The organism is Paenibacillus kribbensis, from assembly GCF_002240415.1.
In the GTDB taxonomy this organism is placed as follows: domain Bacteria; phylum Bacillota; class Bacilli; order Paenibacillales; family Paenibacillaceae; genus Paenibacillus; species Paenibacillus kribbensis.
In genome coordinates this window covers 2,930,440-2,949,145 of the sequence record NZ_CP020028.1, presented here as the reverse complement: position 1 = coordinate 2,949,145, position 18,706 = coordinate 2,930,440, and the positions used below count along the sequence as shown (strand labels likewise).

The following is an 18,706-nucleotide window of genomic DNA, read 5'->3' as shown; positions in this document are numbered from 1 at the left end:
ACAATCGATTTTGTTGCTTTTTGCAGCATCTATCTCTACAGCTGTTGTCTTCATACATATGTACATTAACACCTGAATCGTAAAAACATTTTTGTTTTGCCACATCTTTGTGGGGAGGAAAGGGGTTTGGTATGAATCGCATGGCTTTGGTTTTTCCTGGACAAGGGTCTCAGTATGTAGGAATGGGAACGGCATGGCATAGCGGCTTTACAGAAGCGGATCGCTTGTTTGAAGAGGCTGCTGATATTTTGGGATATGATCTGAAGGCTTTATGCATGGCAGGTCCGATTACCCAGCTATCCAGAACGTTCTATACTCAGCCCGCACTTCTTACGATCAGCGTCATTGCATTTCGGCGTTATATGCATGAAATCGGGATGATCCCTGAATTTTCAGCAGGTCATAGTCTGGGTGAATATTCAGCTCTGGTAAGTAGCGGTGTTCTAGCCTTTGGCGACGCTCTGCGACTGGTTCAAGAGCGGGGACGCTTCATGGAAGAAGCTGCAGTGGCAAAACTAGGCAGCATGATTGCCGTTCGCGGAGCTGAGCCAGGCGCCGTGGAAGAATTCTGTCGTTTACACTCCACAGTCGATCAGCCTGCTGTCATTGCCTGTTACAATTCACCTAACCAGTACGTCGTTTCCGGTCATCGCACCTCTGTCGCTGTGGTAGCTGGCGAGTTAGAACAGCGGGGCGCCCAAATTACGCGCTTGCAGGTCAGCGGTCCTTTTCATAGTCCGCTTATGCAGCATGCTGCGGACAGACTGGCCGCAGAGCTGCAAAGATACACTTTAAATGAGGCGAAGTGGCCCGTGATCTCCAATGTCACTGCTCAGCCATATCCCGATGTTGACAGCATCCGTCAAGGATTGATTTTGCAAATGACTCAACCGGTTCGATGGATTCAAACCATGCAGTATATGGCGAATCATGGTGTGAAACAAGGCGTCGAGTTAGGTCCACGAACGGTGCTGAAAAATTTGGCGAAGGAAATAAATACTGCTATCGAAGTGCTGTCTCTGGACAGAGACCTGGATCGCGTTGAACTGGAACGCCGGTTCTCGATCCGTAATTGGATTGCCTGTTCCCTGTCACTGGCGGTGTCTACCCCCAATGCCAACTGGAATGAAGATGAGTATCGAAAGGGTGTTATTTTACCTGTTCGGAGACTGGAAGAATTATTGCGAAACTCAGAATCAGGCAGCGGCCCTCTTCCTGCAGCTGAGCAAAGACTGGAAATACTGGAGTGTATTCGCCTGGTGTTGCAAACCAAACAGGTCTCCGAAGGAGAGCAAAAAGTAATGCTAGAGCACTTGAGGAGGGAGCAAGATGGAGCAATTTCAAACTTTAATTGAAATCATTCAAGACCGTGCAAGCCGGGATGAGAACGGAATCACCTTTATTACTGGTGATAAGCAAGAGGAATACGTATCCTACAGTAAACTTCTGGAGCAAGCATTACAGGTACTTCATGAGTTACAGGTAAAAGGGATACAACCTGGCGATGAGCTGATCATGCAGATCGATGACAATCATACTTTTGTAAATGTATTTTGGGGTTGTCTTCTCGGTGGAATCGTTCCAGTTCCTGTAAGCATAGGGAACAATGATGAGCATAAAATGAAATTGTTTAAAATCTGGAATACACTCTCCCGTCCTTATATGATTGCAGATGACAAGGTATTGGAGCAGCTGGAAAAATACTCGCACCAGCACGAACTGCTGGATTCCTTTAAGCTTGTTAAAAAAGCGACTTTTTCAAGCCATACATTCGATTATTCCAGTCAGAGTAAAGGTGTAGTTCATATATCCAAACCAGAGGATTTAGCTTTTATCCAATTTTCCTCAGGTTCTACAGGTGATCCCAAAGGAGTCATGCTGACGCATGAAAATTTGGTTTACAATATTCGGGATATCGCAAATCAAACGGGCATGAGCTCCAAGGATGCTTATTTGGGCTGGATGCCGCTTACGCATGACCTGGGATTGATCGCCTTTCATTTAACCTGTGTGATCGCTAATGCCAAGCAACTGATTATGCCAACAGCACTTTTTATCAGACGCCCGTCTTTATGGCTAAAAAAAGTATCGGAGCATAAGGTGACTCAAATATGCTCTCCCAATTTCGGATATAAATTTTTTCTCGATCAGTATAAATATGAAACAGCAGCTAACTGGGATTTGTCAAGTGTTCGTATGATCTTAAATGGAGCTGAGCCCGTATCTGTGGAGCTTTGTCATGTGTTTATGGATGCCATGAGTGTTCACGGTTTGAATAAAAATGCAATGCTCCCTGTCTACGGATTGGCAGAGGCGAGTGTGGGGGTTTCCTCTCCACCTCTGGACAAAAGTACTTTTATCCCCATTCATTTGAATCGGCAGCAATTACACGTAGGTGAACCCATCGAAGAAGTGGACAAGTCCGACAAGCGGTGTCTTACTTTTGTGGATTTGGGGTATCCGCTGGCCAGCACCTCTGTCCGCATTTGCGATGAACAAAATCAGGTGCTCGAAGATGGGGTGATTGGACACACACAGATCCGCGGCAAAAATGTGACAGCCGGATACTATAATAATCCAGAGGCTACCGCGAAGGTCAAAACAGAGGATGGCTGGCTTATCACCGGTGATTTAGGTTTTATGCGGAACGGCCGCCTGACTATTACCGGTAGAGCCAAGGATATCATTTTCGTGAACGGACAGAATGTCTACCCGCATGACATCGAGAGGATTGCCGAGGAACTGGATGGCGTAGATCTCGGGAAAGTAGCTGTGTGCGGTGTACATGATGCGCAAACGAGACAGGATCGTATTGTTGCCTTTGTGATGCATACGAAAAAGATAGAGCATTTTGTACCGCTTGTCCAAAAGTTGAAAAGCCATCTGAATTACCGGGGAGGTTGGCATATTCAGGATGTGGTTCCGATCCGGCGCATCCCTAAAACAACCAGCGGGAAAGTTCAGCGCTTCAAATTAGCCCAGAGTTATGAGCAGGGTGAATTTGATGAAATATTGACAGCACTGGCCGAGGCTACTCGAGTCATACAAGCAGCTGAGCGTGTAGCCTTGCCTCGAGGAGAGATAGAACAGAAGCTGATTGGAATCTGCCAGGATATTTTAAATGTAAAGTCGATCGGGACGGACGACAGCTACTTTGATATCGGAGTGACTTCCTTGCAGCTCGTTCAAATTGTGGATCAGTTGGAGGATCAATTAGGGATTCATATGGAGGTGACGGACTTCTTTTCCTATCCGACCATCGCCAAGCTGGCTGCGTATATCTCCAGTCAGGACCTGAGGAGTGAAGCGGCTGCAACAGCACAGTCTGAGGACAAGAAGGAAGCGAATGACCGGGATATTGCCATCATTGGCATGTCTGGCAAATTTCCTCAAGCGGAAACACTGGAGCAGTTTTGGGCGAATGTGGCAGCAGGGGCTGACAATATCGGCCCGTACAGTGACGAAAGAAGGAAAGATGCCGAAGCTTTCATTTCCCGTCTGAATACGGAAGGACGGAATGTGCAAATCGCGGAAGGTGGATATCTGGACGAAGTAGACAAGTTCGATTATTCCTTCTTTAAGCTGACTCCGCGCGAAGCCTCGCTCATGGACCCCAATCAACGGCTATTTCTACAAACCGCGTGGAGCACGATTGAGGATGCGGGGTATGGGGGTAAGCAGCTGGCAGGTCAAAAGGTCGGCGTGTATGTCGGTTTTTCCAAAACCAGCTTCGAATACGAGCGTTTGTTGTCTGAGGTGGAGCCCGGCGCGCTGCCGAACTTTGCCATTGGCAACTTGTCGTCCGTTATTTCCAGCCGGATTGCATATTTGCTCGATCTAAAAGGCCCGGCGCTAACCGTTGATACAGCATGTTCTTCCTCACTCGTGGCAGTGCATTTGGCCTGCAAGTCCATCCTGAATGGAGACTGCGACATGGCCTTGGCAGGTGGAGTGAAGACGATTTTGCTGCCGCTGAAAGCAGGCATTGGCATGGAATCCTCCGATGATCGGGCACGAGCCTTCGACGACCAGTCGGACGGAACGGGCTGGGGTGAAGGCGTTGGAGCCGTCTTCCTGAAGCCGCTGCGCAAAGCGGAACAAGACGGTGACAACATTTTAGCCGTGATCAAGGGAAGTGCCATCAATCAGGACGGCAGCACGATTGGTATTTCCGCGCCGAATGCGCTGGCTCAGGCAGAAGTGATTTCGCAGGCGTGGCGCGATGCACGGATTGATCCTGAGACAATCAGCTATATCGAAGCGCATGGCACCGGAACCAAGCTGGGCGATCCGGTTGAGATTGACGGCATTACCAAGGCTTTCCGCAAGCATACACAGCGTAAGCAGTTTGTGGCGATCAGCACGGTCAAAACAAATATCGGTCATTTATACGAAGCTGCCGGGATTGCGGGCTTGATCAAATCCGTACTGTCCATGAAGCACCAACAGATTGCGCCGCTCGTTCATTTCCGCACACCAAACCAAAAGATCCATTTTGAGGAATCCCCGGTATATGCCAATACGAGGCTGAGGGAATGGAAAACGAACGGTTTCCCGAGAAGAAGCGGGCTGAGTTCTTTTGGATTCAGCGGGACAAACTGCCATGTGGTGCTGGAGGAATATATGGCGAAGACGGAATCAGACCAAGCCTCAACGGACAGCAACAATAGATCATCACCGCTGCTGCTGACCTTGTCAGCGCGGAGTGAGTCCGCTTTGCGAGAGCTGGTCGGGCGGTACGCAGAACGGTTCGGACGCGCGGAAGAACTCGTGATGCAGGATGTATGCTATACGGCTAACACAGGCAGAAGTCACCTGAATCACCGGATTGCTGTGACTGCCGCAGAGGCGGATGCGCTGAAAGCGAAGGTGCTTCAGTTGCACGAACAAGGCAGGGTCGTCGAAGGTGTATACACCGGGAAAGTGGGTAGCACAGGTGGCGCAGAGATGATCGCTGGAAGCTTGGACACGTTGCAATCACTGGAGCAGTTGGCTGCCAAGTACGTGCAAGGAGCGCAGATCGATTGGAATGCCCTCTATGCAGGTAAGCACTACAAAAAGGTTTCTCTGCCTACGTATCCATTCGAACGGAAAAGATGCTGGATTAACGTGCCCGAACAGGTTCGGATGGAGCAGAAGGCACCAGTTCATGAAAACTCAACAGTAAAGGAGTCTGGAATGATGGGAAACGAATATTCAGCGTCGGCATCTGCTACCGGTCAGCACAAATCATCTATTCTTCAAAAGTTAGCGAAAATGATCGGTAACGTATCTCAGCTCAGCCTGGAGGAACTGGAGCCACAAACACATTTTCTGGAGCTTGGGCTGGATTCCATTAATTTGTCCCAGGTTCGCCACAGTATCAAGGATACCTTCGGACTGGACGTTCCAATGAACGAATTTTTCGAATCGTTGACCACGCTGGAGCTGTTGGCCAGCTACGTAGCCGAGCGGGTGAGCATTTCCACTTCTGCTGAAAACCCGGTTCAATCTGTGGAAAATCGTCCAGAAACAACGCTGAATCAGGTTGATTTTGCAGCCTTCCCGTTAACCCAACCATCTCATGACTCCGCCGTTCCGGTTGCCGCATCCGCGTATGCCATAGATACGGCTGGGCATACACGGGCTCAAAGCCTCCCAATCGCTACAGCTTCTGCTGCTGTAGAGCGAATTTTGGAGCAACAACTGCATCTGATGTCACAGCAGCTCGATGTTCTCAGGCATCAGCCATCTGCATCCGTAATAGCTTCCGAGCCATTTAGCCCGAAAACAGGCATTTTGCCATCGACAAGTAGTGAAAGTGCACAGATCATCCGTATTGAATCCAAGCAGAAAGTCGCAACTGCATTAGCACCGGCTCCATCCGTAAAGGCTGTTGCCAAGCAGACAAGCAATGAAGTCAAGCCATATACGCCTTATAAAAAGCTGGATGTTAAAGCACGTGAATTGCTTTCGCTCCGTCAGGAACAACACCTGCAAGAGCTGATTGAGCGCTACACGGCCCGTACGCGCAGCACCAAACAGTACACCCAGCAGTATCGCTCCGTATACGCCAACAACCGCAATGTGGCTGGTTTCCGGCCTGTTTTGAAGGAAATGGTGTATCAAATTGTATCCCAGCGTGCAGACGGTGCAAAAATTTGGGATCTGGACGGCAATGAATATGTCGACTTGACGATGGGCTTTGGTGTGAATCTGTTCGGACACAATCCAGCTTTTATTCGTGAAAAAATTGAGGACGAGCTGAAGAATGGCATCTGTGTCGGCCCCATGTCCAACATGGCCGGACAGGTCGCCGAGCGAATATGCAAGATGACCGGCGTGGAACGGATTGCCCTGTATAATTCTGGGACGGAGGCCGTTATGGTCGCGCTCCGTTTGGCACGTGCTGCCACTGGACGAGCTAAAGTCGTTCTTTTTGCCGGCTCGTATCACGGTACATTCGACGGGGTGCTGGCATTGGGGAGCGCCGGTGATAACAAGGAGCATTCGACACCTCTGGCTCCAGGTATCTTGCAGCATATGGTGGACGATGTCGTCGTGCTTACTTATGGGACGGACGATTCCCTGGATTATATCCGCACCCATGCGCATGAACTGGCCGCGGTTATCGTGGAGCCGGTGCAAAGCCGTCGACCAGATTTTCAGCCCAAAGCTTTTTTACGGGAAATTCGTCAGATAACGGAGCAGTCGGGTACTGCCTTTATTTTTGATGAAGTCATCACAGGCTTCCGGATTCAGCCCGGGGGAGCCCAAGCGTGGTTTGGGGTGCAAGCCGACCTCGTGACCTACGGTAAAATCATTGGCGGCGGACTGCCCATCGGCATCGTAGCCGGGAAAGCCGCCTTTATGAACGGGATCGACGGAGGCACGTGGAGCTTCGGGGACGATTCCTATCCCCAGCATGAGCAGCAGCGAACCTTTGTGGCAGGAACCTTCTGCCATCATCCGCTGGCCATGGCTGCATCCTTAGCGGTGCTGGATCATTTGGAGAAAAATGGCGAGCAGCTGCAAAATCGCTTAAACAGCCGTACCTCGGCGTTAGCAGCGGAGCTGAACAGCTATTTCACTGACGAACACGTACCTATGAAGGTTGTTCACTTTGGCTCTCTATTCCGCTTTGTGCTCAAAGGCGATCTGGAATTGTTCTTTTATCACATGCTGGACAAAGGCATCTATATCTGGGAGGGACGAAACTGCTTCTTGTCCACGGCCCATACCGAGGAAGATATTGCGCGAATCGTACGAGCGGTCAAGGATAGCGTAAACGAGCTGCGCAAAGGGGGATTTTTACCGGACCCGCCCCCGAATGGAAACGGCCCGGGACCGGGCAAGCAACCTGTAACCGTACCTCCAGAGGCTGAAGCAGCAGAAACTGTGATTGCGTTGACTCCAGAGCAAAAGCAGCTTTGGTTCGCCTCTGTTTCAGATCGAAGTGACTCTCAATCCTTACACGAAACCGCCTTGTTGCGGTTTCGTGGTTCACTTCAGCAGCAGGCGTTCAACCAGGCTGTTCAGGCGATCGTAAACCGTCATGAAGCCTTACATACCTTTATGAGCGGCGATGGGGAAACTCAGGTGATCGCTCCTGTGATGAAAGCGGAAGTCCCGCTTCATGATTTTACCAGTTATCACCCGGATGAACAGGAACAGCATATCCGGGCATGGATGATCAAGGATAGCGAAACCCCATTTGCCATGACGCCAGGCGAGCCGTTATTCCGGATTCATTTGCTGAAAATATCGGATGAAGAGCATCTGAGTGTCTTTACGTTTCATCATTTTATCGCGGATGGCTGGTCGATTGGTGTATTCATTCAGGAACTGGAGCAGATCTATTCTGCGCTTGTCCGACAAGCTGACTACAGCCTTCCAGAACCAATACCTTTTCGGAATTACGTGGTTTGGCAGCAGGATCAATTGAAGACCGGGAAAGAAGAGGCCCTTGCTTTTTGGTCGGTAATGCTAGAAAAGCAGCAGCCTGTCCTCCAACTGCCATCTCCGGTGAGGGGAATACAGATTCCGTCTTCCAGAGGAAGCAGGCATGCTGTAATGCTCGAAGCGGCGCTCGTTAAACAATTGAGATCCGCCAGCATAAAGCTAGGCAGCAGCCTTTTTGTAACGCTGCTATCCGCCTTTCAGATTTTTCTGCATCGCCTGACAGGGCAGCAGGAAGTAACGGTGGGTGTTCCCACCGCAGGACAATCCCATATGGACGCCTTCTCTTTGATCGGCAACTGTGTCAACTTGCTTCCGATGATCAGCGAAGTGCGTCCTGATGCTACTTTTACGGAGCATGTCCAAACGGTCAAAAAGCGTATGAATGAACTGGACAGCTTTCAAAAGTACAGCTTTGCCGGACTCGCTCAGTTGGGGCTGAGGCATTTGCCTGTCATTAACGCTGTATTCAATATGGATCGACCGATTCCGCGTTTTCAATTCCATGGACTGGAAGCAGAACTCGTTGAGAATGAGGTGTCATTCAGCAAATACGAGTTGTTTTTGAACGTGACAGAGGCGCAGAAGCAATTGCGTCTTGATTTCGACTACAATTCGGATCTTTTTCAGCAAAACATGATCGAAGCATGGTCAGGATATTTCCTGAATCTGCTGCATTCCATTGTAGAGGAAGAAGGGGCTTGCGTTTCCGCGCTGTCTTTACTCCGTGCGCCGGAGAATGAACAGCTTCGAGCAGCATGGGCAGCAAATACCGATGCCAACGGAAACTATCTTTGCGTCCTTGATGCCTACAAGCATTTGGCACCAGTTGGGACAGCAGGGGAGGTGTATCAAGCCTCAGCAGCAGGTTTGTTGGGAACGACCCGGGAATGGGTTTACGTGGAAAACGATGGCAAGCTGCGGCATATTGGAAATTTGAATCGGAGCATCCACATTCGCGGACATCAGGTTAACCTGGAGCAGCTGGAGAAACACCTGCTGCAAGTTTTCCAATTGGAGTCCTGCGTCATTACACCACAAACGGACGAAGCTGGAAAAGTCTCATATATAGCCGCCTATGTGGTCGCAAACGCATCGAAGCCTTGGGAAGAAGGAGCACTAAAAAAGGCTGTAATCGAAATTCTTCCAGATTATACGCAGCCCCGTTTTTGGATTCCTATGGACCATATTCCTCTTCTGCCGGATGGTCAGCCTGATCTACAGGCTTTGCCAGAGCAGGGACAAGCAAGCGTATTCATTAAAACAGACGCCGTTTCTGAGAACCACGACGTAGAAGATCAACTCGTGAACATTTGGATGGACGTTCTGAATGTAACGGATATCAGCGATGACGATAACTTTTTTCAATTGGGCGGTGATTCACTAAAAGCGACGGTCATTCTGTCGAGAGTCAACAAGGAATTAGGTGTACACATTCCACTCAGCCACATTTTTGAACTGCAAACGATTGGTGATCTGGCTACATATATTGCGAGTGGAACAAAGAAGACCTATGAACCGATTGTATCTGTGAAATCGCAAGCCTTCTATCCGGTATCTTCTTCCCAAAAGAGAATGTATGTGCTGGATCAGCTGGGAGGTGGGACGGCCTATCATGTACCCGGTCAGCTTTTTATAGAGGGAGATCTGGAGGTTTCCCGCTTCATTGAAGCCGTTAGGGAAGTTATTTTGCGTCATGAATCCTTTCGGACGTATTTCGATCTGGAGGACGGGGAAGTGGTACAAAAAATTCGGGACACGATTCCATTCGACATCCCGTATACCCGTATTTCCAAGGAAGAAGCAAAACAGGCTCGGACCTTGTTTGTTCAGCCTTTTCATCTGGGAACAGCTCCTTTATTCCGCGCCGAACTGTACGAATTTATCGAAGGTGGCTTCAATCTGCTAGTGGATATGCACCACATCGTGTCCGATGGTTTCTCCATGGCCGTGCTGCTGGATGAAATCATTCAACGGTATCAGGGTAGACAGCTTGCGAACGTTCAGCTTCATTACAAAGACTTTGTTGCTTGGCAGAAGCAGCAGATCATGGATGACGCATGGCAAGTGCATGAATCATATTGGCTTCAGACCTTGAATGGCGAGCTTCCTGTACTGAATATGCCTACGGACTTTTCACGCCCGCAAGCACAAAGTTTTGAAGGCGACAGCTTGACCATCACCCTGGAATCCAAACTTACGAGCAGACTTTACAAATTGGCCCAGGATACCGAATCTACCATCTTTATGGTACTTTTGACGGCTTATAATGTCCTGTTGGGCAAATATTCCGGCCAAGAGGACATTATCGTGGGTACACCTGTTGCCGGAAGACGGCATGTGGATACGCAAACGATGATTGGCATGTTCGTCAATACGCTGGTTCTTCGCAATCAGCCGCAAGCTTCTTTAACGTTCCAGTCCTTTTTGCAGGAGGTTAAGCAAAACTTGCTGCTGGCACTGGAGCATCAGGAATACCCGTTCGATGAGCTTGTAGACAAGCTGGAACTGGTACGCGACGTAAGTCGAAACCCGATATTCGATACGATATTCAGTTTGCAAAATGTCGGCACAGATGTTTTGGAAACAGGAGGCATTCGTTTTAAACCGGAAGAATTCAACGCGGGCATATCCAAGGTAGATTTTTCATTGCATGTGACCGAGGAGAAAGAACGTTTGTCCTTCACTTTGGAGTATGGCACAAAGCTGTTTAAACCGGAGACCATCCGGCGGCTGGCCGAGCATTATGTGCGAATTTTGGAAACGGTGACGCAGGATGCCGGGGTGCGGTTGGCCGATATTACGATCGTATCTGATGAAGAGAAGCAATTGCTGCTAACGGGATTTAATGATACTGTCGTACCTTTCCCATACCATGAGACACTCCACGGGCAGTTTGAAAAGCAAGTCTTACAGACGCCGGATCATATAGCATTGGTGTTCGGAAAGCAGCGTCTGGCCTACCGAGAGTTGAACGAACGCGCGAACTCACTGGCACGGGTACTTCAAGCGCATGGTGTAGGACCCGATAAGCTAGTCGGTCTGATGGTGAAGCGTTCGGCGGAAATGATTATCGGTCTGCTCGCCGTGCTAAAAGCGGGTGGCGCTTATGTGCCTATCGACCCTGAATATCCGTCAGCCCGTATTGAATATATGCTGAGTGACAGTGAGGCTGCCGTACTCCTGACCAGTCGCGAGCTGGTAGGAGAACACCATTACAGCGACAACACGCTGTTTATCGAAGATGAGGAAGTATATCAAGGGGAAAGGACCAATCTGGAAGCCAATGCTCAGCCGGAGCATCTGGCTTACGTCATCTATACTTCTGGCTCAACCGGAAATCCGAAAGGAGTTATGCTCCAGCATCGCTCGGTGCTGAATTTTATTACAGGAATGCGTGAAGTGATCGACTTTGCAGCGAACAAAACGATGTTATCGCTCACTACCATTTCGTTCGATATTTTCGTTTTGGAAACGATTCTGCCGCTGCTGGGCGGAATGACCGTCGTGCTAGGCGACCGCCATCATCAGGTCGATCCTCAGACACTTGGCGAGCTGATTACTGCACATCATATTGACATGCTGCAAATGACGCCATCCCGGCTGCACATGCTGCTGAATCATGAGGAAGGCTCCCGTGCGCTGCAAGGTGTACAGGAAATTATGGTTGGGGGAGAAGCGCTCCCGTCCAGGCTGCTGGAGGCATTGCAGAATTTGAACGGTCCCCGCATTTATAACATGTATGGGCCAACGGAAACGACGGTTTGGTCGGCAGTACAGGAGCTTACCCATGCCAAACAGATTGACATTGGACGCCCCATTGCGAATACGCACATTTATGTCATGGATGCGCAGGACAGATTGCAGCCAATCGGCATACCGGGCGAGCTATGTATTGCAGGGGAAGGGCTGGCCCGTGGCTATTGGAACCGCGAGGAGTTGACGGCGGAAAAATTTGTGAATAATCCATTTTCAACAGGAACACAAATGTACAGAACGGGTGACCTCGCTCGCTGGAAAGCAGACGGAAATCTGGAGTTTATCGGCCGAATCGACCATCAGGTGAAAGTACGCGGATTCCGGATCGAGCTGGGTGAGGTTGAAAATGCTTTGATGAGCCATTCTGCAATTCAAGAGGCAGTCGTCACTGTAAATCAAAACAAAGAGCAAGAATCCGCCTTGTGTGCCTACCTTGTACTGAATACAGAAGAAACACCGAGCTTAACGGTCATTCATGAACATGCCGCCAAGTTGCTTCCGTATTACTCGGTTCCGTCTTACTTCGTGTTTCTGGATCGGATACCGTTGACACCGAACGGAAAAACCGACCGAAAAGCATTGCCGGAGCCTGAAAAGCTATTCCGACCGGATGTGGCCTATGTAGCACCGCGAAATGATGTGGAAGAAGCTTTGGCCGCCGTATGGCAAGATATTTTGGGACGTGATCAGGTGGGCATTCAGGATAACTTCTTCCTGCTCGGAGGCGATTCCATCAAAGCAGTTCAGGTCATTGCACGCATGCGTCTTCACGGATATTCACTGGATATCCGACACGTACTGGAGCATCCGTCCATTGAAATTCTGAGCGGCTATACAGAAACACTATCCCGCCCGATAGAGCAAGGCCAGATAGATGGAGAGGCACCACTGACACCGATACAACGACATCTAATCGATGGGTTCGAACGGCATCCAGCATCCGAGGCCCTTCCTGCCGCAATGTCGGTACTGCTGTTGGCAAAGTCGGGCTTTGACGAGCAGCCATTGCGTGCTGCATTGAAGAAAATCGTAGAGCACCACGATGCTCTGCGCCTTGGCTTATTACGACAGGCTGACGGGTCGGTTATGCAAGCTCACAAAGGACTGCATGAGGAGCTTTTTACCCTGGAGGTGTTGTCGCTGACGGGAATAGAAAGCGAAGCACGCAGCCAATTGGAAGCCGAATGCCAACGGATGCAAAGCAGCCTGCGATTGTTTGAAGGGCCTCGGGTTCGGGCAGGGCTTTTCCATCTGGATAGCGGGGACCATCTTTTCCTTGCCGTAGACCCGCTGGTAGCTGACCAAGTATCGTGGAGCATTCTGCTGGAGGACCTTGCAACAGGCTACGGACAGGCTTTGAACGGGGAAATGATTGTCTTACCGGACAAAACGAACGCTTACCAAACGTGGGCAGAGCATCTTGAGCATTATGCAAATAGCAAAGAGCTGCTCAAGGAGCAGGACTATTGGAACAAGATCGAGTTGTCCGAGTGGGGGACGTTTCCCAAAGACCATGAAGTCATTGCGGATTCTGGAGCGGAGAGACAAACACATCAGCTCCACCTGCAATTATCAACAGACGAAACCCAGCATCTGATGACACAGGTCAACCATGCCTACAATACCGTGCCGGAGGAAGTACTGCTGTCCGTGCTGGGTCAAACAGTGTCCGAATGGTCAGGACAAGAACGGATTGCACTCTACGTGGAGAACCCTGGCCGAGAGCCGGGTGAAACAAATTCGCTGGATATCTCCAGAACGGTAGGGCAGTTTACGTCCGTGTATCCAGTTGTACTGGATATCAAATCTGCGGATGATATAGCGCGGTTGCTCAAGCGTGTGAAGGAGACCATTCGACAGGTTCCCAACCATGGGCTAGGCTACGGTGTATTAAAATATTTGACCGAATTCAGCAATCCAACGAATTCCCAACGTTCTCGTCATCCGGAAATGGGGTTCCGTTATATAGACGCCCTACACCCGGAATCGGTTTATTTTTCAACATCGCCGCTGCAAGCTGAAGTTGGAGCAGGTAGCAAGGATGCGGTTAATTGTTCATCTTATGCTCTTTATATGGATAGCCGCTTGGAAGACGGAAAATTAAGTATCCGTATATCCTATGACAGAAATGCATATGAAGAGCGCACGGTCAAACAACTTTTCTCTCGCTTCGAAACTCACCTGTTGAATGCCATCCGTCATTGTCTGGATCAATCCGGTCAGGAACTGACACCAACAGACGTAGGGGCAGATGATCTGGATCTGGAAGAGTTCGAAGAGATGAAGCATTTTTATGAAAGCCTATAATTATTCGCCCGAGGGGGAAATCCGATGAGTAAAAGGCTTGAAATCGAAAAAGTGGCCAATTTAACGCCTTTGCAGGAGGGGATGCTCTTTCATACGGTGATGGAGCCGGAATCACAGGCGTACTATGAGCAAGTACGAATGACCATCCGGGGTGAACTGAACCTGGAGGCTCTGCAAAAGAGCTTTCAGACCCTGGTACAGCGTCACGAAACGCTTCGTTCGAATATTTATCATAAAAGTGCCTCCCGCTCGCGGCTCATCGTGTTTAAGGAGCGAAATCCAACGCTTCGTTACGAAAATTTGATGAATATTCCCGAGGCAGAGCAAGCTGAAGCCATTCGCAGCTACGTAGACGCAGACCGGAACCATCGTTACGATCTGAGCAAGGATTTGCTCATTCGTCTGGCTGTGCTTCAAACTCAAACGAATGCATATACGCTGCTTTTAAGCTTTCATCATATTATTATGGACGGTTGGTGCCTCGGCATCGTGATGGACGAGCTGTTCACGGCTTATGAAGCACTGAAAGCGGGTAAGACCGTACAACTGCCAACACCGCAGCCCTATACTGGCTATGCCCGCTGGCTGGATAAGCAGGATAAGGAGGCGGCGAGGGAATACTGGCGGTCCATCCTGAACGGCTATGATCAGCCATCCGTGCTGCCAACTCTGCCTGTAGCCGATCCGCTCCAGGCAGATACCGGGTACTTGCTGCATGAGCATAAAATAACACTCACGGATGAAACAACCCGTCAATTGCGGGCGGTGGCTGAACGCAACGGAACAACCCTTAGCAGTCTGTTTCTGGCTGCATGGGGAGTGGTGCTTGGAGGATACAATCAAAGTGAAGACGTCGTCTTCGGCACCGTTGTTTCCGGTCGACCGCCGGAACTTGAAGGTGTGGAACAGATGTTGGGACTTTTCATTAACACCATACCGGTACGGATCAAGTTGAATGCAGATCAGCCATTCTCAGGTCTGCTTCGTGAAGTGCAGCGCAGCGCGGTTCAATCACGGGCATATGACTATTTTTCACTCGCTGAAATACAGTCCCAGTCAGCGCTCAAGCAGCAACTCATGAATCATTTTGTTGTGTTTGAAAATTACCGGCTGGAGGATATGGTTGGCCGGCCTGATCTGAAGGAACGGCTTGGATTCGTCGTGGAGGACGCCCAGCTGTCCGAAGAAACGCCTTACCACTTCAACATCGAAGTGGAGGACGGAAAAGCGCTGAGCTTTATGCTGTCCTACAACAACTATGTCTACAGCGATGAAGCGATGACACGGTTAGCCGGACATTTGGAGCATACACTCGTTCAGATTGCACGTATACCAGAGCTCCTGCTGCGGGACATTCGTCTGCTGACCGCTACAGAAGAGGCAGAGCTAACTAATGTATGGAGCGGACCGATTGCTGACTATCCTGCCGGAACGTTTCATGGAATATTTGAGGCGCAGGCAGAACGTATCCCGGAACAGACCGCTGTCATCTACGAAGATACTGCACTGACCTATCATGAGTTGAATGAGAAGGCCAATCTGCTTGCTCAAGCACTACAGAACCGTGGGGTCAAGCGCGAACATCTCGTCGCCGTGATGCTTGAGCGTTCAGCAGACATGATTATCGCTGTGATAGGGATTATGAAGGCGGGAGCTGCCTACGTACCTGTCGATCCGACCTACCCGAAAGAGAGAATTGCTTACATGCTTCAGGACAGCATGGCTACGATTATGCTCACGCAGTCTTCTTTGACTCAACTATTGACCGATGTGGATTTTGCTGGTGAAGTGCTGGACTTGCCAGCGTTATTTCAACAAGCTTCACAAGCGGAGCATTCCCATCAACAAGCGCCCATCTACACGCCTATTCATGATCCTGAGGCTTTGGCCTACGTCATTTACACATCGGGAACGACGGGCAACGCCAAAGGGGTGATGATCGAGCATCGCCATTACGTAAATACGGCGTGGGGCTATAGAGAAGCTCACCAGTTAAAAGAGTTTCCAGTCAAGCTCCTTCAGATTGCCAGTATGTCGTTCGATGTCTTTGCCGGTGATCTGGCCAAGACATTCTTGAACGGAGGCACCATGGTCATTTGCCCGCAGGATGTGCGCAACGATCCTCCAGCTTTGGCCCAGGTTCTCGAACAGCACGAAATTACGACGTTTGAAGTTCCGCCAGCCTTGTTGACACTGTTTATGGACTACGTATATGAACACGGTACAGATGTCAGTGCCATGAAGCTGCTTACTACAGGCGCGGACAGCTTTGGCGTTGAGAACTATCGGACGCTTTTGAATCGCTTCGGCGATACGATGCGCATCATAAATACCTACGGTGTAACTGAAGCGGCTATTGATTCCAGCTTTTATGAAGAAACAGCTGAACATCTGCCTCCATCAGGTATCGTCCCGATTGGAAAAGCACTGCCAAATCATAAAGTATATATTGTGGATGAGGCTTTGCGGCCGCTCCCTATCGGTGTAGCCGGGGAGTTGTGCTTGGGCGGTGCTTCTGTGGCCCGCGGTTATTTGAACCGTCCTGACCTGACGGCGGAGAAATTTGTACCGAATCCTTTTGTGAACGGAGAGCGTCTGTACCGCACCGGAGATCTGGCCCGCTGGCTGCCAGATGGCAACATTGATTTTCTAGGCCGGGTTGACTTTCAGGTAAAAATCCGTGGCTACCGGATCGAGCTTGGTGAAATTGAGTCGGCCTTACTCCAATTGGATGAGGTACGCCAAGCGGTGGTCACGGATAGAACGGATAAGACCGGACAAAAGTATTTGTGCGCCTACGTAGCAGGTACAACCGACAAATCCTTCCTGCGGACAGAGCTTGCCAAGCAGTTGCCAAGCTATATGGTGCCTGCGCATATGATCGTTATGGATCAATTGCCTTTGACCCATAACGGTAAAATTGATCGACGTGCGCTTCCAGAACCCGAAGATTTTGCGTTGACCGACGTCGAGTATGAAGCGCCGCAGAGCGAGCTGGAGCAGACACTCGCTTCCATCTGGGAGGAAGTCATTGGCGTTAAGCCGATTGGCCTGCGCAACAACTTTTTCGAGCTTGGCGGGGATTCGATCAAAGCACTACAAATTATGGTCCGGTTGAATGCGAAGGGTCTCAAAATGGATATGAAGGATTTGTTCCGTCATCCGCAGATTGATTTGATCGCTCCTTATATCAAAGAAGTAACCCGGACCATCCCGCAGGGGGAAGTTCAAGGTGTAGTGGAGCTGACACCGATCCAATGGGAATTTTTTGAGCATCATCGAACAGAACGTCATCATTATAATCAGGCTGTCATGCTCCAGAACGCCGAAAGATGGAACGAAGCCTGGCTGAGAATCGCCATGGATAAGCTGACCATGCACCATGATGCCTTGCGCATGACCTTTGATGAGCGTGAAAAAGAACCTGTCGCCTTTAACAAAGCCATAGCCGAAGGTGAACACTTTACATTGAAAAGCTACGATTTATTACATGCTGACCAGCCTGAGGAAGAAATCGCGCAGCTTGCTGACGCGTTACAAAGCCGTTTTGATTTGCGCAACGGCCCGCTTGTGCGTTTGGCTTTATTCCGGCTACAGGAAGCCGATCATTTATTAATCATCATTCATCATCTTGTCGTAGACGGTGTGTCGTGGAGAATCCTGCTGGAAGACCTGGAAACAACCTACCAACAGTTAGCTAACGGAGAAAAGCTACAGCTCCCCGCCAAGACCGATTCCTACAAGGAATGGGCAGCGCGTTTGTCCGAGTACGCGCAAAGCGCACAGGCGCGTCAGGAAATAAACTACTGGAATGCGGTAGAAGCTCGTGAGATACACCCTCTGCCAAAAGATCATGAGGTTTCGGTTAGCCTCATTCGTGACGCATGCCAATCCGAAGTGACACTCACCCAGGCAGAAACCGAAAACCTGTTGAAACACGTGCACCATGCCTACAATACCGAAATTAATGATATTTTACTGACGGCGCTAGGGTTAGCTTTTCATGAATGGAGCGGGCATGCTGAAATTGCGGTTTATTTGGAAGGGCACGGCAGGGAGGAGTTCATCAAAGACATAGATGTTTCCCGCACAGTCGGCTGGTTTACGTCCGAGTATCCGTTTGTGATGGACGTAAGCAAGCCGGAAGACTTGGCCCATCAGATCAAGCTGGTTAAAGACAAGCTGCGGCGGCTGCCCAACAAGGGTGTAGGATACGGGATTTTACGCTATTTGTCCCCAAGGAACCAGCAGGGTACGAATACACTTTTTTCAGCCAAGGTCCCGGAAATCAGCTTTAACTACTTGGGACAACTTGATGGGAAGGCTGGAGCAGATGCACTTTTGCGAACTTCAACGCTTTCTTCGTTGGTCGGTGCTGAAGTGAGTCCCCATGCCGAAAGAACATTTACCTTTGATATCAACGGCATGGTAATGGATGGAAAATTTCGTCTTGTATTTGACTATAGCGGGCGTGAATATGAACCATCTACGGTGGAGCGGTTGACTACAGGATATAAAAAGCATTTGCTGGGGCTCATTCGCCATTGCTGCGCAAAGGAAACAACCGAGCAAAGTCCGACTGATTTCACATATGGGCAATTATCCATCGGAGAGTTTGAACATATGGCAAGTCGTTTGGCCGACAAGCTGTTGAACAATCTCAAATAAAGATGAACAAACCAACATGAAATTAAACATTCGC

Annotated in this window: 3 protein-coding genes; all 3 read left to right on the top strand. The window is 49.7% G+C overall.

Translation table 11 applies throughout. From position 1 onward, the window contains the following. The first annotated feature begins 131 nt into the window (after window positions 1-131). From fabD to B4V02_RS13245, 3 genes are read left to right on the top strand one after another with little or no spacing between them, the layout of a single operon-like run. Window positions 132-1,355, top strand: a complete 1,224-nt coding sequence (gene fabD, locus B4V02_RS13255) for an ACP S-malonyltransferase (protein WP_094155150.1) — start codon at window positions 132-134, stop codon at window positions 1,353-1,355. After that, window positions 1,330-14,004: a non-ribosomal peptide synthetase/type I polyketide synthase gene (locus B4V02_RS13250; RefSeq protein WP_094155149.1), complete on the top strand. Its 12,675-nt coding sequence runs from the start codon at window positions 1,330-1,332 to the stop codon at window positions 14,002-14,004. Before fabD ends, B4V02_RS13250 begins: the two co-directional genes overlap by 26 nt. Window positions 14,005-14,028: 24 nt before the next feature. Continuing rightward, on the top strand, window positions 14,029-18,672 hold the full coding sequence (locus B4V02_RS13245; protein ID WP_094155148.1) for a non-ribosomal peptide synthetase: 4,644 nt from the start codon (window positions 14,029-14,031) through the stop codon (window positions 18,670-18,672). Window positions 18,673-18,706: the final 34 nt, after the last annotated feature.